The 24,345-nt window shown below is 67.5% G+C and carries 24 protein-coding genes; 19 read left to right on the top strand and 5 right to left on the bottom strand.

Annotated elements, in window-relative coordinates:
* A complete protein-coding gene (locus CDO44_RS10880; RefSeq protein WP_087780251.1) occupies nt 1-912 on the top strand; it encodes a D-hexose-6-phosphate mutarotase in 912 nt (303 codons plus the stop codon).
* A gap of 15 nt (nt 913-927) precedes the next feature.
* Here CDO44_RS10880 and CDO44_RS10875 read toward each other — a convergent pair whose 3' ends face one another.
* From CDO44_RS10875 to CDO44_RS10865, 3 genes are all read right to left on the bottom strand, one after another.
* Nucleotides 928-1,917, bottom strand: coding sequence for a tripartite tricarboxylate transporter substrate binding protein (locus CDO44_RS10875; protein ID WP_087780250.1), 990 nt, complete (start codon nt 1,915-1,917; stop codon nt 928-930).
* Nucleotides 1,917-2,747: an alpha/beta fold hydrolase gene (locus CDO44_RS10870; RefSeq protein ID WP_087780283.1), complete on the bottom strand. Its 831-nt coding sequence runs from the start codon at nt 2,745-2,747 to the stop codon at nt 1,917-1,919. Before CDO44_RS10870 ends, CDO44_RS10875 begins: the two co-directional genes overlap by 1 nt.
* Nucleotides 2,748-3,002: 255 nt before the next feature.
* The gene (locus tag CDO44_RS10865) at nt 3,003-4,199 is read right to left on the bottom strand and encodes an MFS transporter (protein WP_087780249.1); all 1,197 of its coding nucleotides are present in this window, start codon (nt 4,197-4,199) and stop codon (nt 3,003-3,005) included.
* Nucleotides 4,200-4,300: 101 nt separating this feature from the next.
* Here CDO44_RS10865 and CDO44_RS10860 point away from each other — a divergent pair, with 101 nt between their 5' ends.
* Both CDO44_RS10860 and CDO44_RS10855 read left to right on the top strand, forming a co-directional pair.
* Complete coding sequence (locus CDO44_RS10860; RefSeq protein WP_087780248.1) at nt 4,301-5,131, top strand: helix-turn-helix domain-containing protein; 831 nt, start codon at nt 4,301-4,303, stop codon at nt 5,129-5,131.
* Between the two features lie 19 nt (nt 5,132-5,150).
* The gene (locus CDO44_RS10855; RefSeq protein WP_198951341.1) at nt 5,151-6,053 is read left to right on the top strand and encodes an EamA family transporter; all 903 of its coding nucleotides are present in this window, start codon (nt 5,151-5,153) and stop codon (nt 6,051-6,053) included.
* A gap of 34 nt (nt 6,054-6,087) precedes the next feature.
* On the opposite strand, the gene CDO44_RS10850 is transcribed toward CDO44_RS10855, so the two are convergent.
* Nucleotides 6,088-6,726: an FMN-dependent NADH-azoreductase gene (locus CDO44_RS10850; RefSeq protein ID WP_087780247.1), complete on the bottom strand. Its 639-nt coding sequence runs from the start codon at nt 6,724-6,726 to the stop codon at nt 6,088-6,090.
* Nucleotides 6,727-6,871: 145 nt separating this feature from the next.
* Here CDO44_RS10850 and CDO44_RS10845 point away from each other — a divergent pair, with 145 nt between their 5' ends.
* From CDO44_RS10845 to rlmD, 6 genes are all read left to right on the top strand, one after another.
* Entirely contained in the window at nt 6,872-7,783 is a 912-nt protein-coding gene (locus CDO44_RS10845; protein ID WP_087780246.1) for a LysR family transcriptional regulator, read from the top strand.
* 264 nt (nt 7,784-8,047) lie between these two features.
* A complete protein-coding gene (gene surE, locus CDO44_RS10840; protein WP_087780245.1) occupies nt 8,048-8,812 on the top strand; it encodes a 5'/3'-nucleotidase SurE in 765 nt (254 codons plus the stop codon).
* A 125-nt stretch (nt 8,813-8,937) separates the two neighbouring features.
* A complete protein-coding gene (locus tag CDO44_RS10835; protein WP_369824612.1) occupies nt 8,938-9,714 on the top strand; it encodes a protein-L-isoaspartate(D-aspartate) O-methyltransferase in 777 nt (258 codons plus the stop codon).
* A gap of 80 nt (nt 9,715-9,794) precedes the next feature.
* A complete protein-coding gene (locus tag CDO44_RS10830) occupies nt 9,795-10,664 on the top strand; it encodes a peptidoglycan DD-metalloendopeptidase family protein (protein ID WP_087780281.1) in 870 nt (289 codons plus the stop codon).
* 8 nt (nt 10,665-10,672) lie between these two features.
* On the top strand, nt 10,673-11,443 hold the full coding sequence (locus CDO44_RS10825; protein ID WP_087780243.1) for a 3'-5' exonuclease: 771 nt from the start codon (nt 10,673-10,675) through the stop codon (nt 11,441-11,443).
* 56 nt (nt 11,444-11,499) lie between these two features.
* The gene (rlmD, locus tag CDO44_RS10820) at nt 11,500-12,891 is read left to right on the top strand and encodes a 23S rRNA (uracil(1939)-C(5))-methyltransferase RlmD (RefSeq protein ID WP_087780242.1); all 1,392 of its coding nucleotides are present in this window, start codon (nt 11,500-11,502) and stop codon (nt 12,889-12,891) included.
* Nucleotides 12,892-13,004: 113 nt separating this feature from the next.
* Here the strand turns inward: rlmD and CDO44_RS10815 are convergent, their stop codons facing one another.
* Nucleotides 13,005-13,706 carry a Bax inhibitor-1/YccA family protein gene (locus CDO44_RS10815; protein ID WP_087780241.1) on the bottom strand — a complete coding sequence of 234 codons (702 nt, stop codon included), beginning with the start codon at nt 13,704-13,706 and terminating at the stop codon, nt 13,005-13,007.
* A gap of 213 nt (nt 13,707-13,919) precedes the next feature.
* On the opposite strand from CDO44_RS10815, the gene ndk reads away from it, so the two are divergent.
* From ndk to hflX, 10 genes are all read left to right on the top strand, one after another.
* Nucleotides 13,920-14,345, top strand: coding sequence for a nucleoside-diphosphate kinase (gene ndk, locus CDO44_RS10810; RefSeq protein WP_087780240.1), 426 nt, complete (start codon nt 13,920-13,922; stop codon nt 14,343-14,345).
* 32 nt (nt 14,346-14,377) lie between these two features.
* On the top strand, nt 14,378-15,589 hold the full coding sequence (gene rlmN / locus CDO44_RS10805; RefSeq protein WP_087780239.1) for a 23S rRNA (adenine(2503)-C(2))-methyltransferase RlmN: 1,212 nt from the start codon (nt 14,378-14,380) through the stop codon (nt 15,587-15,589).
* Between the two features lie 57 nt (nt 15,590-15,646).
* A complete protein-coding gene (locus tag CDO44_RS10800) occupies nt 15,647-16,552 on the top strand; it encodes a RodZ domain-containing protein (protein ID WP_158213256.1) in 906 nt (301 codons plus the stop codon).
* A gap of 13 nt (nt 16,553-16,565) precedes the next feature.
* The gene (gene ispG, locus CDO44_RS10795) at nt 16,566-17,861 is read left to right on the top strand and encodes a flavodoxin-dependent (E)-4-hydroxy-3-methylbut-2-enyl-diphosphate synthase (RefSeq protein ID WP_087780237.1); all 1,296 of its coding nucleotides are present in this window, start codon (nt 16,566-16,568) and stop codon (nt 17,859-17,861) included.
* A 236-nt stretch (nt 17,862-18,097) separates the two neighbouring features.
* The gene (gene hisS, locus CDO44_RS10790) at nt 18,098-19,396 is read left to right on the top strand and encodes a histidine--tRNA ligase (protein WP_087780236.1); all 1,299 of its coding nucleotides are present in this window, start codon (nt 18,098-18,100) and stop codon (nt 19,394-19,396) included.
* A 125-nt stretch (nt 19,397-19,521) separates the two neighbouring features.
* The gene (locus CDO44_RS10785) at nt 19,522-20,154 is read left to right on the top strand and encodes a tetratricopeptide repeat protein (RefSeq protein WP_087780235.1); all 633 of its coding nucleotides are present in this window, start codon (nt 19,522-19,524) and stop codon (nt 20,152-20,154) included.
* Nucleotides 20,154-21,332, top strand: coding sequence for an outer membrane protein assembly factor BamB (gene bamB / locus CDO44_RS10780; protein WP_087780234.1), 1,179 nt, complete (start codon nt 20,154-20,156; stop codon nt 21,330-21,332). The genes CDO44_RS10785 and bamB overlap by 1 nt, the downstream gene beginning before the upstream one ends.
* 20 nt (nt 21,333-21,352) lie before the next feature.
* Nucleotides 21,353-22,747: a ribosome biogenesis GTPase Der gene (gene der, locus CDO44_RS10775; protein ID WP_087780233.1), complete on the top strand. Its 1,395-nt coding sequence runs from the start codon at nt 21,353-21,355 to the stop codon at nt 22,745-22,747.
* A gap of 163 nt (nt 22,748-22,910) precedes the next feature.
* The gene (gene hfq / locus CDO44_RS10770; RefSeq protein WP_087780232.1) at nt 22,911-23,147 is read left to right on the top strand and encodes an RNA chaperone Hfq; all 237 of its coding nucleotides are present in this window, start codon (nt 22,911-22,913) and stop codon (nt 23,145-23,147) included.
* 34 nt (nt 23,148-23,181) lie between these two features.
* Nucleotides 23,182-24,333 (top strand): GTPase HflX, encoded by a 1,152-nt coding sequence (hflX, locus tag CDO44_RS10765; RefSeq protein ID WP_087780231.1) that lies wholly within the window; start codon nt 23,182-23,184, stop codon nt 24,331-24,333.
* The last annotated feature ends 12 nt before the right edge of the window (nt 24,334-24,345 follow it).

The following is a 24,345-nucleotide window of genomic DNA, read 5'->3' as shown; positions in this document are numbered from 1 at the left end:
ATGGACGAAAAGCTGTCCACCGCCGTCGAGGCATGCACTGTCGGCGAACTGCCTTGCTGGCGCCTGGTTTCGCCTCATGGCGAGGCGCTGGTGGCGCGGCAGGGCGCGCAACTGCTGCGCTATACGCCGCGCGGACAACGGCCCGTGGTGTGGCTCAGCGATGCCGCGGCATTCGCGGCCGGGCAGCCGGTGCGCGGCGGCATCCCGGTGTGCTGGCCGTGGTTCGGCCAGTTCGACCGCAATCCTGCGGCAGTGCGTGCCATGCTTGCCGCGGGAGCCGATGCACCTGCCCACGGCTTCGTTCGCGCGCTCGACTGGGACGTGGCCGAAGCCGGCCCGCAGCCGGGGGCGGCGCGCCTGTGCCTGCGGCTCGTGCTGCCATCCGGTTGGGGCGGATGGCAGCACGCGGCCGAGTTGATGCTGGAAGTCCGCCTGGACGAGGCGTTGACGCTCACTTTGTCGACCCGCAATACCGGGCGCGAAACACTGACGATCAGCCAGGCGCTGCATACCTATTTCGCGGTCAGCGACGTCCGCGGCGTGACGGTGGAAGGGCTCGAGGGAACGCACTATGTCGATACGCTGCGGGAGTGGTCGATGCATGTGCAACAAGGACCGCTGCCGATCGAGGCCGAGACCGATCGAATCTATACAGGCATAGACCGGCCGCTTTCGATTCGCGATCCCGGCTGGCGCCGGACCCTCCATGTCCAGGCCTTCGGCTCCCGTTCGGCCGTGGTGTGGAACCCATGGGTCGACAAGTCGCTCCGGCTGTCACAGTTCCGTCCGGACGCGTGGCGCGACATGCTCTGCATAGAAACCGCCCGCGTATGGGACGACGTATTGCACGTCGAGCCCGGCGCCACGGAACAAATGGGAATGACGCTGCGATCCTCCGACTGGCCGGCGTGAACCGCCGGCCCGGCGTCAATCGACCGTCGCTCCGGATTTCCTGACCACCTGCGCCCATTTGGGGATTTCTCTTTCCACCATGGCTGCGAACTCCGCCGGCGTGCTTGAAGTGGCCTCGATGCCCATGGAAGCCAGATGGCGCCGGCCGGCTTCGTCCGCCATGCTCTTGGCAATGGCGGCGTTCAGCCGTTGCACGACTGCCTGAGGCGTGCCCTTGGGCGCGACGACGCCGAGCCAGTTCGAAACATCGTACCCCTGCAATCCCGCTTCGGATATGGCGGGAAGGTCGGGCAATGCACTCATGCGGGTCAGCGTGGTGACGCCCAGCGCCCGGACCTTGCCCGAGCGAATGTGCTCCGCGTAGACCGCGTAGGAGTCGAATGTCATGGTCAGGCGTCCCGCCAGCAGGTCGTTCAGCAGCGGCGCGCTGCCTTTGTAGGGCACGTGCAGCATCTGCACGTCGGCCATCGAGGCGAACAGGGCGCCGGACAAATGGCTCGAACTCCCATTTCCGGCGGATCCGTAAGTCAAGGCGCCCGGCCGCGCTTTCGCCAGGGCGATCAGTTCCTGGACCGAGCGCGCGGGGACGGAAGGGTGCACCACCAATACCCGGGGCGTGGTGTGCGTCAGGCTGACGTACTCGAAATCCTTGAGCGGGTCGTAACGCAGCTTGGCATAGAGCGACGGATTGATGGCCTGCGTGCCCATCGTGGCGAAGAACAGCGTATAACCGTCCGGCGTGGCCTGGGCGACGGACTCGGCCGCCGTCGTGCCTCCGGCGCCGCCACGGTTCTCGATGACGACCTGCTGGCCCAACTGCTCGGACAGTTGCTGCGCCAGTCCACGTGCCATGATGTCGGCCGCCCCGCCGGCGGGGAAAGGCACGATCAGGCGCAGCGGACGGTCGGGATACGGGCCGGCGGCATGGGCGCCGCCGACCAGGAACAGCAACAAGGCCGCGGCCCAATTGAACGCGGGTCGCAAGGCGATACGAAAGACATCCATCAGTTTCTCCTCTCCAAGGTCTGTGCGAATGCGACGAGGGCGGCAGCGACGTCGCGAGGCTGTTCGGGCAGCAAGGCGTGGCCGGCGTTCTCGATGGTGGCGATGCGTACCCGCGGACCCAGCTCCTGCCGCAGCAAGTGCGCGCCGGCGCGGGGGGCGAAGGCGTCTTCGCTCGCCTGCACGTCGAGCAGGGGCGCGGCGCCCGCCGCCCACCATGCGGACTGCACCGTGGCGGCCGAGGCGGCGCGTTGGGCTCGCGCAATCGCGGGATGCCAGCCATCGAGCCATACCGAGGGATCGCTGCCGGAAGCGAAGAACGCCGTGCGCAGATGCGTCAGGCGCGTCTCGGTGGGCAACGAAGCGTCCATGGCGGCATCGATGCTCGCTCGCAGCGATGCGGGAAAGTGCTTGTGAGCGGCGGCCAGGATCGCCACGCCCGCGACCAGGCTGGGGTGATCGGCCGCCGTGGTGCGCGCGACCCAGTTGCCGAAGGCGTGACCCGCCACCAGTGCCGGCCCGGCCCGCTCATGTTCGATGACCGCGGCGATGTCCGAGGCCAGGTCGTGCAGCCGTATGCCGGCCAGCGGACCGACGCTGCCGCCCATGCCGCGCGGACTGGGCATGAGCACGCGCCAGCCCGCGGCGGCCAGGTCCCGGGCGATGGGGAAAAAGTCCTCGACGTCGCGGCCCAGCGAGGGCAGCAGCACGATGGGCATGCCCTGGCCGCAAGCGGTAACGCGAATGCGCGCCTCCCCGTTTGGCACGATGTGATGCGAAAAGGGCGACGCACCCGGAATGTCGTGTGACGCGCCATGCCGATGAACGGCCATGGTCATCTCCTCTCCTTATGGTTCTTGTCTCTCGGGCCTGTGACGGACGTCGAAAATACCCCGCGCGCGAGCCGCGGGGAGTCCGCACACCATGCCCGGGCGATACTGTAGGCGGCACCGGCAGTGCCACCTATGGCGGCGAAATCAAAGCTGTTATGCGGGAAGCCGGACGACGGCGCGCCCATGCGGGGCGCCGTGTCGAACGCCAGAGGGAGGGTCGATGAAGGAGGGGCCGCGGAGCGGTCCCCCAGGCCGTCAGGCCAGTTGCCGGTCGCGCCCGGCGTATAGCCCGAAAACCGCTTGCGTGCAGGCGCAGGCGATGCAAATCAGCAGCGCGGCGGTCCAGCCGCCGGCCCAGTCGTGTACCGCGCCGATGGCCGTGGGGCCGCCCGCGGCCAGCAGATAGCCGATGGCCTGCGCCATCCCGGACAGCGCGGCGGCCTGGTGCGCATTGCCGACGCGCAAACTGACGAAGGCCAGGCCCAGGATGATGGAGGCGCCGCCGCCGAAGCCGTAAAGCACCGTCCAGGCCACGGCCCATCCAGGCGCCAGCAGCAAGCCGGCGAGGCCGGCGACCGACAGCGCCGATACTCCGAATGCCAGCCAGCGCTGGTCGCGCACGCGCCGGACCAGCGGCATGAGGAGCAGGCCGACGACGGCCGAGGCCACTTGCAGCATGCCATGGAGCGATCCCGTGGCGGCCGGCGAATAGCCGGCATCGTGCAGCATGGACGGCAGCCAGCTCGAGACGATGTAATAGACCAGCGAATTGAAGCCCAGGAACAACGTAATCTGCCAGGCCAGCGCCGACCTCCATACGGGGCGGTCCGGGCCGCTCGCGGTCCGCGGCGACGGCGCGGGGACAGCGCCTCGGGCACGCCATTGAGGCAGCCATACCGCCGTGCTGATCGCCGCCAGCACGATGGGCGCGAACAGGGCCAGCGGCCAGCCCGGTCCCGCAGGCCAGAGCGCAAGAGGAACCGCGACCACGGAGGCGACTCCCGAAGCCACGCCCATGGTCAAGGCATAGCCGGAGGTCAGGCTGGCGATGCGATTCGGAAAATCGCGCTTGAGCAGACTGGGCAGCAGGACGTTGCCGAACGCAATGGCGCCGCCGATCAGCAGCGTACCGGCGAACAAGGCCCAGACCGCTCCTGCGGGGCGGAGGCACAGGCCCGCCGTAAGCGCCAGCAGGGCCGCCATGAGCGCGCGTTCCAGCCCGTAGCGCCTGGCCACCATGGCGGCCACCGGCGATCCGGCGGCGAAGGCCAGCAAGGGTAGCGTGGTGAGCAGGCCCGCAGCGGCGGCAGTCAGATCCAGGTCGGAGCGGATCATGTCGAGCACCGGGGCCACGCCGGTGACGGGCGCGCGCAGGTTGGCGGCGATGAGCAGGATGCCGGCGATGAGCCAGGCAGGGCGGGGAACGGCGGTCTTGGCGGGAATCGAAACCATGGAAGGTCCTGTATGGCGTTGCCTCGCACTTTAGGCGTTTTGCGTTTGTCTGTCTTTGGATAAGATGACAGAAAGTAGCTAAAATCCGCCAAATACCCGCCATGGACGATTTCGCCGCCTGCTATACCCAGTTCGATCCGGACCGCACCGCCAGTCCGGCTACCGCGGTGCACCTGACCGCATACGACCGCCGCAGCGAGCAGCCGGTGCATCGGCATCGCAAGGGGCAGTTGTTGATGGCGCTGCGCGGTTCGGTCACCTGCCGGGTGCCCCAGGGCGTCTGGATGGTGCCGCCGCATTGCGCTGTATGGGTGCCGCCCGGCATGCCGCACAGCAACACCGTATCGCTGCACGGCCAGGTGTGCCTGCTGTTCGTCGAGCCCGGCGCCGCGGCGCTGCCGCAGGTGTGCTGCACCCTGTCGATCTCGCCGCTGCTGCGCGAAATGATCCTTCACCTCGCGACGCAATCTTCCGACTACTCGCCCGGCGGGCCCACGGCCCGGCTGGCCGCCGTGCTGCTCGAACAACTGGCGCAGATGCCCACGGAGCAATTGCATCTGCCGGTGCCCGCGCACAGCCGCTTGCGCAAGATCGCCGACGCGCTGGCCGCCGATCCGTCGAACCGCAGCACCGTCTCGCAATGGGCGCAACAGGTCGCGATGAGCGAGCGCAGCCTCGCGCGGCTCATCAAGGCCGAGACAGGCATGAGTTTCGGCAGGTGGCGCCAGCAATTGCACGTGATCGCGGCTTTGCAGCGCCTGTCCGCCGGCATGCCCGTGCAGCGGGTAGCGATGGACCTGGGCTACGAGTCGGTCAGCGCCTTCATCACCATGTTCAGGAAGGCGCTGGGCAAGCCGCCCGGCCGCTACCTGGCCGAACGCAACGGCCGGCAGGAGTATGCCGGCATGCCGCACGGTATGATCCCGGGCTGACCGTTTACAGGCCGTGCCCTTGGACACTTCGCTGCTCTGGATTCCCGCCACGCTGATCGCCGCGGCCGCGCAGACCGCCCGCAATACCATGCAGCACAAGCTGACCAGCACCTTGGGCACGCTGGGCGCGGCGCAGGTGCGCTTTCTCTATGGCCTGCCGTTCTCCCTGGTTTTTCTCGCCGTCGTGATGCTGGCGGGGCGCGAACCGTTGCCGGCCGCCAACGGCGAGTTCCTGCTGTTCGCGGCGGGCGCCGCGGCGGCGCAGATCCTCGCCACCGTGCTGATGCTGGCGACCATGCAGTTGCGCAATTTCGCGTTGAGTACGGTCTACGTGAAGACCGAGCCGGTGCTGGTTGCGGTCTTCGCCGTGCTGGTGCTGGGCGATCCGCTCGGGATCCCGGCCGCATGCGCCGTCGTGGTGGCAACGGCAGGGGTCGTGACGATGTCCTGGAAGCCGGGGGCAGGGGCGGGGAGCAGCTGGCGCCCGGCGCTGCTCGGCATCGCATCGGGGGCGTTTTTCGCCTTGTCGGCGGTCGCTTTTCGCGGCGCCATCGTCTCGCTCGGAACAGGTTCGTTCGCACTGCGCGCCAGCATGACGCTGGTGGTGGGACTGCTGATGCAGACCGCCGCGCTCGTGGCCTGGCAGGCCCTGTTCCAGCGCGACGTGCTGCGCGGTGTCCTGGCGGCGTGGCGTTCCTCGCTGGCGGCCGGCTTCATGGGGGCATTCGCCTCGCAGTGCTGGTACATCGGCTTTGCCCTGACCTCGGCAGCCAATGTACGCACGCTGGGGCTGGTGGAAGTGCTCTTCGCTCAGCTCGCGTCCAGGCGCGTGTTCGCCCAGCATGCAAGCCGGCGCGAGCGGTACGGCATGGCCCTGGTGGTGGCGGGGCTGTTGCTGCTGCTCTACGGGGCGCCGCGCTGACGGACGCGGCGCCCTGGAGCCGGAGCCGCGGGTATCAGGCGACCGCGGCCAACTCCCCGGCCAGCAGGCCGGCGCGTTGCAGGGCTTCCTCCACCGCCTCGGCGCGCGCCTCCGTGCCGAGCGCCACACCTTCGGCGCGGAGAATGTCGACGTCGACCACGCCGAAGAAGCCGAACACGGCGCGCAGGTAGGACTCCTGATGATCGAGCATGGTCTCGATGGGCGTGCCCACGTACTTGCCGCCGCGCGACGACACGATCACGACCTTTTTGTCGCCGGCCAGTCCTTCCGGCCCGTTGGCGGTATAGCGGAAGGTCTTGCCGGCCTGCGCGACACGATCGATCCACGCCTTCAGCTGCGAGGGAATGGAAAAGTTGTACATGGGCGCACCCACCACCACCACGTCGGCGGCGAGGAATTCCTCGAGCAGTTCGTCGGTGTAGGCGACTTCCTTGCGGAACTCGGCATCGTCGGGCAGCACCGTGCCGGGCTGGGGCCGCAGGGACTGCAGCAGCGCGCCGTCCAGGTGGGCGGGCGGCTGGGCGATCAGGTCCCGGTAGCGGACCTCCAGTCCGGGGTCGGCCTGGCGCAGGGCCTGCACCACGGCGGCAGTCAATTCGCGGGACACGGATGCGGCCCCGGTGGAGCTGGAATCGATGTGCAGGACTTTCATGAGGATTCCTGGAACAAGAGGTTGTAAGGGTTAATGCGGATGATCTCCGCCACTCCGACAAGATATATCCTCAACAATCATTTTTAAACTGGCCTTCATGAGAATAACTTTTCCATGTATGGAATAGTTGGCCGGGGGGAAAGCCATGCAGGACCTCAATGACATGTATTTGTTCGCCAAGGTGGTCGAGCACGGCGGCTATACCGCTGCGTCCCAGGCCCTGGGAATACCGGTGTCGCGCATCAGCCGCCGTATCGCCGGTCTCGAAGACGAGCTGGGAGTCCGGCTGCTCAACCGCACGACGCGAAAAATATCGGTGACGGAGATCGGCCACACCTACTACCAGCACTGCGCGGCGCTTGCGGCCGAGGCGGCCGCGGCCCGGGAGGCGGTGGACCGCACCACCTCGCAGCCGCAAGGGCTGATACGTTTCAGCTGCCCGGTCGGCCTGTTGCAAAGCGACGTCGCGCGCATTGTGTCGGACTACCTCGAACGCAATCCGCTCGTGCGCGTGCAGATCGACGCTACTTCCCGGCGGGTGGACGTGGTGGAGGAGGGGTTCGACCTGGCGTTGCGCGTGCGCCAGCCGCCCCTGGAGGATTCCGAGCTGGTGGTGCGGCCCCTGGCCACAAGCCGCATGGTGCTGGCCGCCACGCCGGGCTTTTTCGCGCGGCACGGGCAGCCCCAGGATGTGCGGGACCTCGCGCGCATGCCGACGCTGAGCATGATGCAGGCTGCCGAAAAGCACGTCTGGCGCTTCACCGGCCCCGACGGAAAGGAAGTTTCGGTAGCCCATGTCCCCCGCTTGTCGGTGGACGATCTCAGTACGCTGCAAACCGCCGTCCTGCAGGGACTGGGGCTGGCCTGTCTGCCCTGGTTCATGGTGGCGGCCGACGTCGAGGCGGGGCGATTGCAGGTTACGCTGACCCAATATTCGCTGCCCGAAGGCATCGTACAGGCCGTGTTTCCGTCGCGACGCGGGCTGGTGCCGGCGGTGCGCGGTTTCCTCGACGCGCTGGTCGCGGCGTACGAGAAGCAATTGCCCGCGCCGTGCTGACTCCCTAGGGCGGCGGCGCAACGCCTGGGGGATTCCTCTACGGGCGGGAAGGGGGCTCATGTACAATCCGAGAGCATTCGGTGGGCCGGAAACGGACGCGCGTCCGGAACCGTCAAGCAACCAGGAGGCTGCCCGGCTCGTTCCGGACGACACAAGCCCGCAGGGTCGCCGTGCGGGCTTTTTTCGTTGCGGCAGGCAGCGCCGACAGCAAGATTCTTTTGCCGCTAACTGGAGATGGCATTGCGTGAGAGTTCGGGGCGATAGATGTTGATTCTGATTTCCAACGACGACGGCTATTTCGCCCCCGGCCTGGCTGCCCTGGTCGAGGCGCTGCGCCCGCTCGCCGAATTGATCGTGGTCGCGCCCGAGACCAATCGCAGCGGATCGTCCAATTCCCTCACGCTGGACCGGCCCCTGTCCGTGCGCAAGGCCACCAACGGTTTTCTCTATGTCAACGGCACGCCGTCCGATTGCGTGCACGTCGCCCTGACCGGCCTGCTCGATCGCCGGCCGGACCTCGTGGTGTCGGGCATCAACGACGGCCAGAACATGGGCGAGGACACCCTGTATTCCGGGACGGTCGCCGCGGCGACCGAAGGCTACCTGTTCGGCATCCCTTCGATCGCCTTTTCCCAGGTATCCAAGGGCTGGACACACCTGGACGCGGCCGCCGCGGCGGCGCGCAGCTTCGTCGAGCGCTTCATCGCCCGACCGCTCGAGGCGCCCACGCTGCTGAACGTCAATATTCCCAACCTGCCGTTATCGGAGCTCAAGCCGCCGCGGGTCACCCGCCTGGGACGCCGCCATCCCTCCGAGCCGGTCGTTCGCTCGTCCACGCCCTATGGCGAGCCGGTCTACTGGATCGGCCCGGCCGGCAAGGCGGCCGACGCGACGCCCGGGACGGATTTCCATGCCTGCGCCGACGGCGCGGTCTCGGTCACCCCGCTGCGGTTCGACCTGACGCACGCTGCGCAGATCGAACCGATGCGCGAATGGATTCCCGCGGAATGGACAGGCGCAAACCGCTGACGCCCGCGCCCGCCCGGGCCCGCGACACGGGAGAAACCCGCGCCGCGCCGCGCCGGGCGGTGCCCTCGTCGCCACCCATCACGGCGGCCAACAGCAATACACGGGTCAGCACCGGCCGGCCGCCGGTGGTCCGGAGCGTACCGGCCAAGCCTCCGCGTCCCGACGAGGCCAAACCCACCAACAGCAATACGCGGCTGGCGCCTGCCCGCCTGGTGGTGCCCGCCGCGGGGCAGGCCCGGCCGCCCGCCGCCGAGCCGAATCACGGGCTCAATTCCGAACGCATGCGCAGCTCGCTGGTGGCGCGCCTGCGCGCCCAGGGCATCGGCGACGAACGGGTGCTCGAGGCGGTGCAGGCCATACCGCGGCATCGCTTCGTCGACGAGGCGCTTGCCAGCCGCGCGTACGAGGATGCGGCGCTGCCCATCGGGCACGGCCAGACGATCTCGCAACCCTGGATCGTGGCGCGCATGATCGCGGCCGCGCGCAACGGGCGCGAACTCGGCAAGGTGCTGGAGGTCGGAACCGGTTGCGGGTATCAGGCCGCGGTGCTGGCGGGCGTGGCGCGGGAGGTGTATTCCATCGAACGCATCAAGGCCCTGCATGAACTGGCGCGCAACCGGCTGCGGCCGTTCCGGTTCGCCCACGTGCGCCTGGTTTTCGGCGACGGCATGCAAGGCGTGCCGAGCGCCGCTCCCTTCGACGCCATCGTGGTGGCGGCGGCGGGATTGAAGATTCCCGAGGCCCTGCTGGCGCAGCTGGCGCTCGGTGGCAGGCTGGTGGCGCCGGAAGGCGGCGCCAGGCAAAGACTGGTCATGATAGAGCGCACCGGAGCCCAGAGCTGGGTGCGGACCGAACTGGAGCCGGTGCGTTTCGTGCCGCTGCAGTCGGGTGTGTTGTTGTAATGAATAGGAGATCAGGGATGCAGAATTGGCGCAAGCCGAGCCGCGAGGAATCCAATCGACCCCGGCGCCTGGCGCCCGGGATGCTCGGACGGGCCGCAATGCATGCGCTGGCCTGGACGGGCTGCGCATTGCTGCTGGCGGCCTGCGGATCCGCGCCGAGGACGGTCCCCGTGGTCGATCGCACCACGCCGGCCAAGTCCGCCGAGCCCCCCGCCACGGCGGGCCGGGAATCCTCGCGCCTGGTCGATGCCGACACCTACGTGGTCAAGCGCGGCGACACGCTGATCCGCATCGCCCTCGACCATGGCCAGGACTGGCGCGACATCGCCCAGTGGAACAATCTCGAGGACCCGAACCAGATCCGTCCGGGGCAGGTGCTGCGCGTCACCCGGCCGGGGTCGACCACACCCAAGCCCGCCGATACCGGCGTAGCCCAGGTCACGCCGGTGCCGGCTCCTTCCCAGTCGACCACGCGTCCGCTGGGCACGCCGACGCCGGCACCCGCCACGCCTGCCACGCCAGCGCCCAGCACGCCTCCCGCGACGCCTGCGCCGGCTCCTTCTCGCACGGAACCGGCGAGCGAGCGCGTCGAATGGGGATGGCCGGCCAGCGGCAAGATCATCGAGAACTTCCACGAGACCCGCAACAAGGGCCTGGACATCGCCGGCAACGTCGGCGATCCGGTCCTGGCGGCGGCCGACGGCAAGGTGGTCTACAGCGGCAGCGGATTGCGCGGCTACGGGCAATTGATCATCATCAAGCACAACAACACCTTCCTGTCCGCCTATGCGCACAACCGCGCCATGCTGGTCAAGGAAGGGCAGGCGGTGCGGCGCGGACAGAAGATCGCCGAGCTCGGCAGCACCGACGCCGAGTCGCCCCGCGTGCATTTCGAGATACGCCGCCAGGGCCGTCCGGTCGACCCCATCGACTACCTGCCTTCGCGCTGAGGTTCGCAATGACGCCCATGCTGGTCTTCGACCTCGAAACCATTCCGGACGTGGAAGGCCTGCGCACGCTCAACGGCTGGGGGAACGACGTGCCGGACGCGGAGGTGGTCGAGCGGGCCACCGCCGCCCGGCGCGAGGCGGTCGGGCACGATTTCCTGCCGCTGCACCTGCAGAAGGTGGCGGTGGTGGGATGCGTGTTCCGCGACGACGACGGTTTCCGGGTCAAGTGCATAGGCAAGGCCGACGATTCCGAGGCCACGCTGATTTCCGGATTCTTCAAGACCATCGACCGCTACACGCCGCAGCTCATCAGCTGGAACGGCTCGGGCTTCGATCTGCCCGTGCTGCATTACCGCGGGCTGATCCACGGCATCCAGGCCTCGCGCTATTGGGACATGGGGGAAGACGACCGCGATTTCCGCTACAGCAACTACATCAGCCGCTACCACAATCGGCATTGCGACCTGATGGACCTGCTGGCCAAATACAATGGACGCGCCAATGCCCCGCTGGACGAGCTGGCCAAGCTGTGCGGCTTTCCCGGCAAGCTGGGCATGGACGGCAGCCAGGTGTGGAAGGCGTGGAGCTCGGGCCGGCAGGAAGAGGTGCGGGCCTATTGCGAGACGGACGTGGTCAATACCTGGCTGGTCTATTGCCGCTTCCGCCTGGTGCGGGGCATGCTGTCGCGCGCCCAGTACGACGCGGAGCTCGAGCTGGTGCGCAGCACGCTCGAGTCCCTGGACCAGCCGCACTGGAAGGAATACCTCGCCGCGTGGTAGGCGTGGCCGCACGCGCGGCCCGGGACGCTCGCGGCGCGGCGCTAAGTGAACCCAACATGAGTCAAGAAGCAGATCAAACGTTCCAGCACGGGCTGGAAGGGCAGGCCGTTGCCGACGAGTTCCACGACGGTTCCGTGGCCATCGAATCGGTCGACCTGGAAGGACGCGGCATTGCGCGGCGCCAGGGCAAGGTGGTGTTCGTCGAAGGCGCCTTGCCGGGCGAACGGGTGACGCTGAAGGTGATCAAGCGCAAACCCTCCTATGAGCTGGCCGAGACGGAAAGTGTCGTGCGCGCTTCGCCGCAGCGGGTGGCGCCGCGCTGTGCGCATTTCGGCGTATGCGGGGGCTGTGCGATGCAACACGTCGACCCGGCCGCGCAGGTGGCGATCAAGCAGCGCGTCTTGGAGGACACCTTGTGGCACATCGGCAAACTGGTGCCGCAACGGATACTGCCCCCCATCTACGGCCCGTCCTGGGGCTATCGCTATCGCGCCAGGCTGTCGGTGCGGGTGGTCGTCAAGAAAGGAGGCGTGCTGGTCGGTTTCCGCGAACGCAAGAGCAGCTACGTGGCCGATATGCGTGAATGCCACGTGCTGCATCCGCACGTCGCGTCGCTGCTCGTGCCGCTGCGGGAAATGGTGGCCGCGATGCCGGCGCGCGACCGCATTCCGCAGATCGAGGTGGCGGTAGGCGACAGCCAGGTCGTGCTGGTGCTGAGGCACCTGATTCCGCTGGTCGACGAGGACCTGGCTGTCCTCAGGGCGTTTGCGGCGCGCCACGGCGTCCATTGGTGGCTGCAGCCCAAGGGGCCCGACAGCGTGCATCCGCTCGAACCCGAGGATGCCGACGGGCTGGCCTATGCCTTGCCTGAGTTCGGCCTGCGCATGCCGTTCAAGCCGACCGATTTCACCCAGGTCAACCATGCGATCAACCGCGTCCTGGTGTCGCGCGCCATCGCCTTGCTCGATCCCCGGCCGGCAGACCGGGTGGCGGACCTGTTCTGCGGCCTGGGCAACTTCACGCTCGCGCTGGCTACCCGCTGCCGCGAGGTCGTCGGCGTGGAAGGCAGCCAGGCGCTGACCGACCGCGCCCTCGAGGCAGCCCGCAGGCAGGGGCTCGAGGCCCACACCGCCTTCTCGACCTTGAATCTGTTCGAGGTGGACGAGGCCTGGCTACGCAGCCTGGGCCATTTCGACCGGATGCTGATCGATCCGCCCCGGGAAGGCGCGCTGGCGGTAGCCAAGGCCCTTTCCACGCTCGGCGAGGACCGGCCCCGGCGCATCGTCTACGTGTCCTGTAATCCCTCGACCCTGGCCCGCGACGCCGCCATCCTCGTCCACGAAGGCGGATTCATCCTGCGCGCCGCCGGCGTGATCAACATGTTCCCCCACACCGGCCACGTAGAGTCCATCGCCGTATTCGAACCCGGCGAACCTGCAATCGCTTGAGGAAGGGATCCCTCCCTACGCGCTGACGCGCGCCCCCAGGGGGCACCGCGGATCCGGCTCCGCCGGTCCACCCGCATCGCCCCCTGGGGGGGGCGCGTCAGCGAGTAGGGGGGCTACTCCCTATCCCCGCCAAAGATCCCCAGCAGCATCAACAGGTTGACGAACACGTTGTAGATGTCGAGGTAGATCGCCAGGGTGGCCGAGACATAGTTGGTTTCGCCGCCGTTGACGACGCGCTGCAGGTCGACCAGCATGAAGGCCGAGAAGATGACGATGGCCAGGACCGAAATGGTCAGCATCAGCGCGGGCAACTGCAGGAAGATGTTGGCCAGCGCCGCCACCAGGATGACCACGGCGCCGATGAACAGCCATTTGCCCAGGGCCGAGAGGTCGCGCTTGATCGTGGTGGCAAGCGTCGCCATGGTGCCGAATACCACCGCCGTGCCGCCGAAGGCGGTCATGATGAGGGTGGCGCCGTTGGCCATGCCCAGCACGAAGCCGATCATGCGCGACAGCATCAGGCCCATGAAGAAGGTGAAAGCCAGGAGCAGGACCACGCCCAGGCTGCTGTGCTTGTTCTTCTCGATTGCGAACATCAGGCCGAAGGCGCCGACCAGGAAGACCACGGTGGTGATGCCGGGGCTGCCGCCCATGATCTGGGCCAGGCCGGTGTTGACGCCGATGGCCGCGCCCAGGACGGTGGGGATCAGCGACAGGGCCAGCAGCCAATAGGTGTTGCGCAAAACGCGATTGCGCGCGACTTCGCCGGGCGCAGTCCCGGTTCGGCCGAAGGGAGAGGTGCGTAGATCGTTCATGATTGAGCGACTCCTTGTGGTCTTTTTGCTCGTTCAGCCCCGCGAGCGGGCATGGTGTGTCAGACACCGAGTATGCCCCAGGGTTCCGCCCGCTTCCAGTGGGGCTGGCGCCAAGTTTCAGAGGCGTTTGCGGACACGCGTTCCGTCAAGCAGGCGTGATACAATTTAACGTTTAAGTTCCCCTCAAAGTATTTGTTTTTATTGGAGTTTTTGATGGCCATCGAGCGCACCCTTTCGATCATCAAGCCGGATGCGGTTTCCAAGAACGTCATCGGCCAGATCGTTTCCCGTTTCGAGGCCGCCGGCCTCAAGGTCGTGGCCGCGCGCATGCTGCAGCTCTCGCGTACCGACGCCGAGCGTTTCTACGCCGTGCACGCCGCGCGCCCGTTCTTCAAGGACCTGGTCGACTTCATGGTCTCCGGCCCGGTGTTCGTGCAAGTGCTGGAGGGCGAGAACGCCATCCAGAAGAACCGCGACCTGATGGGCGCCACCGACCCGAAGAAGGCCGAGAAAGGCACGATCCGCGCCGATTTCGCCGACAGCATCGACGCCAACGCGGTGCACGGCTCGGACGCCCCGGAAACCGCGAAGGTCGAAATCGCCTTCTTCTTCCCCGAACTGAGCATCCACAGCCGCTGAGCCCGGATGCCCGTTTTCCCCAGGAGGCCGAGATGAATCCGATCTCGCCGATCGCCCAGGCCGACAAGGCCGCGCCACGTCCCGAATCCCCGCCTGTCAATCTGCTGGGGCTGGACGGGGCCGCGCTCGCCTCGCTGGTGGAAAACTGGGGGGACAAACCGTTCCGCGCCAAGCAGTTGCAGCGCTGGTTGCACCAGCGCGGCGTGGACGATTTCGAGCAGATGACCGACCTGGCGAAGTCGTTTCGCGAGAAGCTTGCCCGCCACTGCGAGATCCGGGTTCCCGGCGTGGTCACGGCGCACAAGTCGGCCGATGGCACGCGCAAATGGCTGCTCGACGTCGGCAATGGCAACGCGGTCGAAACCGTCTTCATTCCCGAAGACGACCGCGGCACGCTCTGCATTTCCACGCAGGCGGGCTGTACCGTCGCCTGCCGCTTCTGTTCCACCGGCCACCAGGGGTTCAACCGCAACCTCGGCGTGGACGAGATCATCGGCCAGTTGTGGCTGGCGCGTCGCACCATCGAGGCCGACAGGGAAGGGGCGCGCCTGGTCCGGGGCGCACCGGTCCAGCTGGGCGCCGGCGACGACCGGGTCATCAGCAACGTGGTCATGATGGGCATGGGAGAACCCCTGCTCAATTACGACAACACGGTTTCGGCGCTGCGCCTGATGCTCGACGACAACGCCTACGGCTTGTCGCGCCGGCGGGTGACGGTGTCCACCTCGGGCGTGGTGCCGATGATGGACCGGCTCGCGCGCGATTGCCCGGTGGCGCTGGCGGTGTCGCTGCACGCGCCCAACGACGCCTTGCGCGACGACCTCGTGCCGCTCAACCGCAAGTACCCGCTGAGCGAGCTCATCGCCGCCTGCCAGCGCTATCTCGAATTCGCGCCGCGCGACTTCATCACCTTCGAATACGTCATGCTCGACGGCATCAACGATGGCGACGAGCACGCGCGGCAACTCATAGACATTGCGCGACAGGTGTCGTGCAAGTTCAACCTCATTCCTTTCAATCCCTTCCCGCAGTCGGGGCTCAAGCGCTCGCCGGCGGCGAGGGTGAGACTGTTCGCGCAGCGCCTCATGGACGCAGGCATCGTCACGACCGTGCGCAAGACGCGCGGCGACGACATCGACGCCGCCTGCGGCCAACTGGCCGGCGAGGTCAAGGATCGCACCCGCCTCAAGGAGCGCCTGGCGGGCGAAACCCGCTTCGGCCGCATCGTCGAGGTGCGCGAATGATGCAACCGCGGTGCCGGCCCGGCCTCTTCGGCGATGGGGCCTGACAAGGAGTCGTCGATGTCTGAACACAACGAAACCGGCCAGCTCGGACTGCGGGGTGGCGATGCGCCCGCGTCCGGCGCGCCGTCTTCGTCGTCCGTGGGCCGGGAACTGGCGCGCCTGCGCGAAGCGCGGGGCTGGTCCCAGGAATATGTCTCCGACCGCCTGAAGTTCGCCGTGCGCCAGATCCGCGCACTCGAGAACGAAAACTGGGCCGAGCTGCCGCAAGGCATGCCGCTGCGGGGTTTCGTGCGCAATTACGCGCGCCTGCTCGAGATCGATCCGGCCCCGATGCTGCAGGCCCTGTCGCCGCAGTTGCAGGTTGCCGATCCGGTTTCGCTGGAGCAGGCATCGTCGCTGTCCAGCCCGCTGGCGCAATCGTCCGGCCGCGCCTGGCCTGCCGCGGGAGGGCGCAAGCGCCTGGCGCCGTGGCTGGTGGGCGGCGTGATGGCCGTACTGGCGCTGGTGCTGCTTGGCTATGCGCTCAACCAGCAGGGCAAGCTTTCCTTCGGCCAGCAATCGGCGTCCACGGACCTGGACGTCGCCGGCAGCAAGACCGCCATCCAGGTGGAGACGCCGCTGGCGCCCGCCACTACGGCCGAAACGCCCGCGGCGCCGCCCGCCACGCCCGCGCCCGCGCTGGAGCCGGTTGCGCCTCCCGAGCCCGCTCCTGCGCCGGCCCCCGAGCCTGGCCTGGCGCTGACCCTGAAACAGGCCAGTTGGGTCGAGATCCGGCGCGCGGACGGCACCGTGGCCGTCTCGCGCATCATCCCGGCCAACGAACCCTATGCGCTCGACCCGTCCGGCGCTCCCTACCGTGTCGTGATCGGCAACGTCAACGGGGTAGACTTGAGCTGGCGCGGCGCTCCGGTCGACCTGGCGCCGTATCGCCGGGACAACGTGGCCCGGCTCACCCTGCAATAGCGTATTCCGCATCATGAACCCTACGCAGCCCGTAGCCGAATCCTCGAGCGACAACGCCCCGTTCCCCGCGGGGCCCGCCACGCGCCGGCCGACCCGCCAGGTCCGCATCGGCTGGGCGGGCAAATCGGTCGCGGTAGGCGGCGACGCGCCGGTGATGGTCCAGTCCATGACCAACACCGACACGGCCGATGCCATCGCCACCGCCATCCAGGTCAAGGAACTCGCGCTGGCCGGCTCCGAGGTGGTGCGCATCACCGTCAATACCGCCGAAGCCGCCCGCGAGGTGCCCGCCATACGCGAGCAGCTCGACCGCATGGGCGTGGACGTTCCCCTGGTGGGCGACTTCCACTACAACGGGCACAAGCTGCTGACGCAGTATCCGGAGTGCGCGCAGGCCTTGTCCAAGTACCGGATCAATCCGGGCAACATGGGAGCGGGCAGGAAGCGGGACGACAATTTCGCGCAGATGATCGAGGTCGCGTGCCGCTACGACAAGCCGGTGCGGATCGGCGTCAACTGGGGCAGCCTGGACCAGGATCTGCTGGCGCGCATGATGGACGAGAACGGCCGCCGGGCCAGGCCCTGGGACGCCCAGGCCGTCATGCGCGACGCGCTGGTGGTGTCGGCGGTGGACAATGCCCGGCGGGCGGAGTCGCTGGGGTTGCCCGGCGATCGCATCATCCTGTCGTGCAAGGTCAGCAACGCGCAGGATCTGATCGCGGTGTACCGCGATCTCGCGCGGCGCTGCGAGTACCCGCTGCATCTCGGCCTGACCGAGGCCGGCATGGGGAGCAAGGGCATCGTCGCCTCGACCGCGGCCATGAGCATCCTCCTGCAGGAGGGCATCGGCGACACCATCCGGGTCTCGCTGACGCCCGAGCCCAATGGCGACCGCACCAAGGAGGTGGTGGTCGCGCAGGAAATCCTGCAAAGCCTGGGGCTGCGCGCGTTCGCGCCCGTGGTGGTGGCCTGCCCGGGCTGCGGTCGCACCAGCAGCACCGTGTTCCAGGAGCTGGCGGCCGACATCCAGCACTACCTGCGGGCGCAGATGCCGGTGTGGCGGTTGAAGTACCCTGGTGCCGAAAACCTGCACGTGGCGGTCATGGGCTGTGTGGTGAACGGCCCGGGCGAAAGCAAGTTCGCGGACATCGGCATCAGCCTGCCCGGCACGGGCGAGCAGCCGGTGGCGCCGGTGTTCATCGATGGCCAGCGCTCGGTCACGCTCAAGGGCGAGCACATCGCCCGCGAGTTCCAGGCGCTGGTGGAAGATTACGTAGAAAAAAGGTTCAATCCCCCCCCTACGCCCTGACGGGCGCCCCCCAGGGGGCGATGCGGGTGGACCGGCAAAGCCGGATCCACCGCATCCTGGGTCTAGTACCGTTATCTTGGGTTGTGGCATCGGTGCTTCGCTGGCTGCCAGCGGTGGCAACAGCGCACGAACCAGGAAAGCCGTACTAGATCCAGGGCGCCGCGGATCCGGCTTTGCCGGTCCGCCAGCGCCGCCCCCTGGGGGGCGCGCGTCAGCGCGTAGGGGGGTACCCCAAAATGACTAACGAAAATTTCCAGAAAGTGTCCGCGATCCGCGGCATGAACGATATCCTGCCGGCCGATTCGGGGCAGTGGGAGCGGCTGGAGTCGCTGGTGCGCGAGTGGTTGCGCAGCTACGGCTACCGCAATCTGCGCACGCCGGTGCTGGAGCAGACGCGGCTGTTCACGCGCGGCATCGGCGAGGTGACGGACATCGTCGAAAAAGAGATGTACAGCTTCACCGACTCGCTGAACGGCGATTCGCTCACCATGCGGCCCGAGTTCACGGCCGGCATGGTGCGCGCCACCATCGAGCACAACCTGATCTACGACCGCCCGCAGCGGGTGTTCGCGATCGGCCCGGTGTTCCGGCACGAGCGCCCGCAGCGGGGCCGCTACCGCCAGTTCCACCAGATCGACGTGGAAGCGCTCGGATTGGCGGGGCCCGACATCGACGTCGAGCTGATCCTCATGCTGGCCAGGCTCTGGAAGATTCTCGGCCTGGCCGACATCCGGCTGGAGATCAACTCGCTCGGTTCGGCCGAGGAGCGCCTCGCGCATCGGCAGGCGCTGATCGCCTACCTGGAAGGCTACAAGGACCAGCTCGACGAGGACGGCAAGCGGCGGCTCTATACCAATCCGCTGCGCGTGCTCGATACCAAGAACCCCGCGCTGCAGGAGATGGCCGACAACGCGCCGCGCCTGCTCGACTACCTGGGCGAGGCGTCGCTGGCGCATTTCAACGGCGTGCGCGAGAGGCTCGACGATGCGGGCATCTCCTACCGGGTGAATCCGCGCCTCGTGCGCGGCCTGGACTACTACAACCTGACCGTGTTCGAGTGGGTGACCGACCGGCTCGGCGCCCAGGGGACCGTCTGCGGGGGAGGGCGCTACGATGGCCTGATCTCGCTCCTGGGCGGCAAGCCGGCGCCGGCGGTGGGATTCGCCATCGGCATGGAGCGGCTGCTGGACCTGTGGTCCCAGGCGCGGCCGGCGCAAGCCCAGCCCGAGTGCGACGTCTACGTGGTGCACCAGGGCGAGCCGGCAGCCCGCGCCGCCATGCGGCTGGCCGAAGCCTTGCGCGATGAGGGGCTGGACGTGATCCTGCATTGCGGCGGCGGCAGCTTCAAGTCGCAGATGAAGCGCGCCGATGGCAGCGGGGCCGAATACGCGGTGATCCTCGGCGAGGACGAAATGGCCGAAGGCGCAGCCAGCGTCAAGGCGTTGCGCGCCGAGGGGGTGCCCCAGCGCCGGGTCTCGATGGCCGAGCTGCCGCGATTCCTGGTGAACGAACTGGTCGCCAGCGGGTCGGAATAGCCGGCTTTCACGGCCGCCGGATACGGGACGGCGCCGTATCAGTTAATCTTGCGGCTCTTGAGTTTCCGCGGGTTGCAGCCGGCCCGCGACATATTCTTGCCATTATCCAATCAACCGGGGCGTGCATGGCCTACGACATCGACGAACAGGAACAACTGGAATCACTCAAGGCTTGGTGGGCCAAGTACGGCAACCTCATACTGGGGGTGGCGGCCATCGTGCTGCTGGCCGCGGCGGCCTGGAACGGCTGGCAGTGGTACCAGCGCAACCAGGCGGCCAACGCCATGGGCCAGTTCGAGGCGCTGGAAAAGGCCGCCGAAGCCGGCGACATGGCCCGGGTGAAGGATGCGGCCGGAACCATCCTCGAGAAGTACGCGGGCACCGGCTACGCGCCCCGGGCGGCGCTGCTGGCGGCGCATGCCTACCAGAATGCGGGCGACGCCAAGTCGGCGCGCGCCCAGTTGCAGTGGGTGATCGACCGCGGCGACGACGAAGCCCTGGCCGCGGTGGCGCGCCTGCGGCTGGCCGGACTGCTGCTGGACGAGAAGAGCTACGACGAGGCGCTCGGCGTGCTCGGTTCGCAGCCGCCCGCCGCCTTTGCCGCCCTGTACGCGGACCGCCGCGGCGACGTGCTGGCCGGGCAGGGCAAGCGCGACGAGGCTCGCAAGGCCTACGAGGAAGCGCTCGCCAAGCTCGATCCGTCCACCGACCTGCGTTCGTCCATCCAACTGAAACTCGATGCCCTCGGAGGAGCTTGATGGAGTTGCTTAACCGCCATACCGGCGAGCGCCTCGGCTGGCGCCGCCTGCGCCAGGCCGCCGCGATCGCGGCCGTGCTCGCGCTCGGAGGATGTTCGCTGTTCTCCAGCGAGAAGCCGCGCTATCCGCCGGCTCCCCTGACCAATTTCAATGCCACGCTGCCGGTCAGCAATGGCTGGAGCGTATCGGTAGGCAACAAATCCGGGGTCGGCTTCGTGCCCGTGGTAGTGGGCGACGCCGTCTACGCCGCCACCACCAACGGCTCGGTCGGCAAATACTCGCTGGCCACCGGCGCCGAGATCTGGCGCACCTCGACCAAGACCAACCTGTCCGCGGGCGTCGGCAGCGACGGCCGTGTCACCGCGGTGGCGACGCCGCGCGGCGAGGTAATCGCCCTCGATGACACGGGAGCGGTCAAGTGGCGTGCCCAGGCGTCCAGCGAGATCACCATCCCGCCCCTGGTGGGCGACGGCCTGGTCGTCGTGCGCAGCGGCGACTACCGGATCCAGGCCTATGACGCCGACACCGGCCGCCGGCGCTGGAGCGTCCAGCGTCCTGGGCCCGCGCTGGCGCTGCGCGCGCCGGGCGAGATGCTGCTCTCCGGCGGCTACGTCTTCACCGGCCTGCCGGGCGGCAAGCTGATCGCCATCGCGACCAACGGCGGCGCGGTGCGCTGGGAAGGCACCGTAGCCAATCCGAGCGGCACCAGCGAGCTCGAGCGTGTCGCCGACGTCGTGGGCGCGCCGGTCATATCGGGCCGGCAGTTGTGCGCCGTCACCTACCAGGGCCGCATCAATTGCTTCGACGTGGGCTCGGGCAATTCGACCTGGTCGCGCGAGTTTTCCAGCGTGACGGGCCTGGCCGCCGACGTACGCTTCGCCTATGCGGTCAATGACCGTAGCGTGGTCTTCGGCTTCGCGCTCGACAGCGGCGCCAACATCTGGAAGCAGGACGTCCTGCAGAACCGCGGCCTGACCGCGCCGGCATCCGTCGGCCGGGCCATCGCCGTGGGCGATTACCAGGGCTACGTGCATTTCCTGCAGCGGGAGGACGGCAGCCTGCTGGCCCGCATCGCAACCGACGGCAGCGCCATCCTGGCGCCGCCCGTGCCGACCGACCGCGGCGTGCTGGTGCAGACCTCCAAGGGCAATCTGTCCCTGATCAATGTCGGTCAATAAGTAGCAAGGCTTTTTCGACGATGAAACCCTCTGTATTCAAACCGGTGGTCGTCCTGGTGGGACGGCCCAACGTGGGCAAGTCCACGTTGTTCAACCGGCTGACCCGTTCGCGCGACGCGCTCGTGGCCGACTTCCCGGGCCTGACGCGCGATCGCCATTACGGCGAGGGCAGGGTGGGGGATCATCCCTTCATCGTCGTCGATACCGGCGGCTTCGAGCCGGTGGCCAAGAACGGGATCATGGCGGAAATGGCCAAGCAGACCGTCCAGGCGGTGGACGAGGCCGATGCCGTGGTATTCCTGACCGACGGCCGCGTCGGCCTGACCGGGCATGACCGCGAGATCGCCGAGCGCCTGCGGCGCTCCGGGCGCAAGGTGCTGCTGGCGGTCAACAAGGCCGAAGGCATGTCCCGCACGGCCGCGTCCGCCGAGTTCTACGAGTTGGGGCTGGGCGAGCCGCATGCGATTTCGGCCGCCCACGGCGACGGCGTGGTGGACCTGATCGAGACCGCGTTGGAAGGCCTGGTCGAGGCCGCGCCCGAGCCCGAGGAGGACGGCGAGCCCGTGGAGGGGGAAGAGGGCTTTGCCCCGGTCGACCCCGTCGACCACCGGATCAAGCTGGCCATCGTCGGCCGGCCCAACGTGGGCAAGTCCACGCTGGTCAACACGCTGCTGGGGGAAGAGCGCGTCATCGCCTTCGACCAGCCTGGCACGACGCGCGATGCCATCGAGATCGAGTTCGAGCGCGGCGGCCGCCGCTACACCCTGATCGACACCGCCGGCCTGCGCAAGCGGGGCAAGGTGTTCGAGGCGGTCGAGAAGTTCTCGGTCATCAAGACCCTGCAGGCGATCGAGGCCAGCAACGTGGTGCTGCTGATGCTCGACGCCAGCGCCGAGATCTCCGAGCAGGATGCCCACATCGCCGGCTTCGTGCTGGAGACCGGCCGCGCGCTGGTGGTCGCCATCAACAAGTGGGACCGCGCCGACAGCGACCGGCGGGACGAAATCAAGCGCGAATTCGACCGCAAACTGCGTTTTCTTTCCTTCGCCAAGATGCACACGGTGTCGGCGCTGCGCAATGCGGGCATCGGCCCGTTGCTGAAATCCATCGAAGCGGCCCATGCCGCCGCTTTCGCCAAGCTTTCCACGCCCAAGCTGACGCGGGCGCTGCAAGCCGCCGTGGATCAGCAGCAACCTCCGCGCAAGGGTATTTTCCGGCCCAAGCTGCGTTATGCTCACCAGGGGGGGCAGAATCCTCCGCTCATTGTGATTCACGGCAGCGCGCTGGACCAGATTCCGGATTCGTATCGCAGATACCTCGAAACGCGATTCCGGGAAACTTTCTTGCTGCAGGGAACTCCATTGAGGATCGAGTTTAGAAACTCGAGGAATCCTTATCTCGACAAGGCGGGGTAACCGAGTATTTTCCGGGTGCAGTGCTCTTGTGGGAATGCAGCGGCATCCCCATATAAAGGGAACGGCATTTCTCAGTTTTGAGATTCGCTAGTTTCCCTGGGGAAAACCCGGTACAGTAACAGAGTTGGCATCCGCCAAGAAAAACACATCCAGGAGCCCACTAATGAGCAATAAAGGGCAATTGCTACAAGACCCGTTCCTTAACGTGCTGCGTAAAGAACACGTTCCCGTTTCCATTTACCTCGTCAACGGCATCAAGCTGCAAGGCCAGATCGAATCCTTCGATCAATACGTCGTGCTGCTGCGCAATACCGTGACGCAAATGGTCTACAAACACGCCATCTCGACCGTGGTGCCTTCGCGTCCGGTCAACTTCCAGGTTGAAGCCGCTGCAGACTAATCCTCCAATCCCAAACCGGAATGCCGGGCCGCTGATGCGGGCGCTGATCGTCAGCGTCGATTTCGGCGAGCCCGAATTCCAGGCACAAACCGACGAATTCGTCATGCTGGCCAAAGGGGCCGGCGCGCATATCGTCGATACCATCGTTGCCCGCCGGGCGCGGCCGGACGCCGCACTATTCGTCGGCTCGGGCAAGGTGGAAGAAATCTCCCTGGCGGCCGCGGCGGGCCAGGCAGAGATCATCCTGTTTAACCACAATCTGACCCCGGCCCAGCAACGCAACCTGGAGCGCGCCCTGAACATGCGGGTGGTCGACCGGGTCGCGCTCATCCTCGACATCTTCGCGCTGCGGGCGCAGAGCCACGAAGGCAAGCTGCAGGTCGAGCTCGCGCAACTGCAGCACCTGGCCACGCGCCTGACGCGGATGTGGTCCCACCTGGAGCGCCAGCGTGGCGGCATAGGCATGCGCGGACCGGGCGAGTCGCAGCTGGAAATGGACCGCCGCATGATCGGCGACAAGGTACGCACCCTGCGGGACCGGCTCGACAAGCTCGAACGCCAGCGGCAGACGCAGCGCCGCTCGCGGGCGCGCGGCGGGGCGTTCTCGGTCTCGCTGGTGGGCTACACCAACGCCGGCAAGTCGACGTTGTTCAACGCCCTGACGCGCGCCGACGTCTACGCGGCCGACCAGTTGTTCGCCACTCTCGATACCACTACCCGACGCATCTGGATCGAAGGGGCGGGCTCGGTCGTCGTGTCGGATACGGTGGGCTTCATCCGGGAACTGCCGCACACGCTGATCGCGGCATTCCGCGCCACCCTCGAAGAGACCGTCCACGCCGACCTGCTCCTGCACGTGGTGGACGCCGCCAGCCCCCAGCGCGACGAACAGATCGCCCAGGTGGACAAGGTGCTCGAGGAAATCGGGGCGGCGGACATCCCGCGCATCCTGGTCTACAACAAGATCGACCAAAGCCGCCACGAGGCCGGAGTCGAGCGCAACGAGCATGGTACGATCTCGCGGGTGTTCGTGAGCGCGATCGAGCGTTGCGGCCTGGATGCACTGCGGGGTGCGATTGTCGAGGCCAGTCAAGCAGATCCGGTTGCCCTGGGTAATAATAGTGGCGATCCGCGCTTTCGTACGCTGTCTTCGTCCGTCAGCCCTGCGGCTGACGCCCGATCCTAGGCGACGGGTTCG

The organism is Pigmentiphaga sp. NML080357 (assembly GCF_002188465.1).
Classification (GTDB): domain Bacteria; phylum Pseudomonadota; class Gammaproteobacteria; order Burkholderiales; family Burkholderiaceae_B; genus Pigmentiphaga.
This window is presented reverse-complemented; position numbering and strand designations above follow the sequence as displayed.

Excerpts from the sequence above, each read along its gene's own strand:
- CDO44_RS10880 (WP_087780251.1), top strand. The coding sequence starts at position 1 with ATGGACGAAAAGCTGTCCACCGCCGTCGAGGCATGCACTGTCGGCGAA.
- CDO44_RS10875 (WP_087780250.1), bottom strand. The coding sequence starts at position 1,917 with ATGGATGTCTTTCGTATCGCCTTGCGACCCGCGTTCAATTGGGCCGCG.
- CDO44_RS10870 (WP_087780283.1), bottom strand. The coding sequence starts at position 2,747 with ATGGCCGTTCATCGGCATGGCGCGTCACACGACATTCCGGGTGCGTCG.
- CDO44_RS10865 (WP_087780249.1), bottom strand. The coding sequence starts at position 4,199 with ATGGTTTCGATTCCCGCCAAGACCGCCGTTCCCCGCCCTGCCTGGCTC.
- CDO44_RS10860 (WP_087780248.1), top strand. The coding sequence starts at position 4,301 with ATGGACGATTTCGCCGCCTGCTATACCCAGTTCGATCCGGACCGCACC.
- CDO44_RS10850 (WP_087780247.1), bottom strand. The coding sequence starts at position 6,726 with ATGAAAGTCCTGCACATCGATTCCAGCTCCACCGGGGCCGCATCCGTG.
- CDO44_RS10845 (WP_087780246.1), top strand. The coding sequence starts at position 6,872 with ATGCAGGACCTCAATGACATGTATTTGTTCGCCAAGGTGGTCGAGCAC.
- surE (WP_087780245.1), top strand. The coding sequence starts at position 8,048 with ATGTTGATTCTGATTTCCAACGACGACGGCTATTTCGCCCCCGGCCTG.
- CDO44_RS10830 (WP_087780281.1), top strand. The coding sequence starts at position 9,795 with ATGCTCGGACGGGCCGCAATGCATGCGCTGGCCTGGACGGGCTGCGCA.
- CDO44_RS10825 (WP_087780243.1), top strand. The coding sequence starts at position 10,673 with ATGACGCCCATGCTGGTCTTCGACCTCGAAACCATTCCGGACGTGGAA.
- rlmD (WP_087780242.1), top strand. The coding sequence starts at position 11,500 with ATGAGTCAAGAAGCAGATCAAACGTTCCAGCACGGGCTGGAAGGGCAG.
- CDO44_RS10815 (WP_087780241.1), bottom strand. The coding sequence starts at position 13,706 with ATGAACGATCTACGCACCTCTCCCTTCGGCCGAACCGGGACTGCGCCC.
- ndk (WP_087780240.1), top strand. The coding sequence starts at position 13,920 with ATGGCCATCGAGCGCACCCTTTCGATCATCAAGCCGGATGCGGTTTCC.
- rlmN (WP_087780239.1), top strand. The coding sequence starts at position 14,378 with ATGAATCCGATCTCGCCGATCGCCCAGGCCGACAAGGCCGCGCCACGT.
- CDO44_RS10800 (WP_158213256.1), top strand. The coding sequence starts at position 15,647 with ATGTCTGAACACAACGAAACCGGCCAGCTCGGACTGCGGGGTGGCGAT.
- ispG (WP_087780237.1), top strand. The coding sequence starts at position 16,566 with ATGAACCCTACGCAGCCCGTAGCCGAATCCTCGAGCGACAACGCCCCG.
- hisS (WP_087780236.1), top strand. The coding sequence starts at position 18,098 with ATGACTAACGAAAATTTCCAGAAAGTGTCCGCGATCCGCGGCATGAAC.
- CDO44_RS10785 (WP_087780235.1), top strand. The coding sequence starts at position 19,522 with ATGGCCTACGACATCGACGAACAGGAACAACTGGAATCACTCAAGGCT.
- bamB (WP_087780234.1), top strand. The coding sequence starts at position 20,154 with ATGGAGTTGCTTAACCGCCATACCGGCGAGCGCCTCGGCTGGCGCCGC.
- der (WP_087780233.1), top strand. The coding sequence starts at position 21,353 with ATGAAACCCTCTGTATTCAAACCGGTGGTCGTCCTGGTGGGACGGCCC.
- hfq (WP_087780232.1), top strand. The coding sequence starts at position 22,911 with ATGAGCAATAAAGGGCAATTGCTACAAGACCCGTTCCTTAACGTGCTG.
- hflX (WP_087780231.1), top strand. The coding sequence starts at position 23,182 with ATGCGGGCGCTGATCGTCAGCGTCGATTTCGGCGAGCCCGAATTCCAG.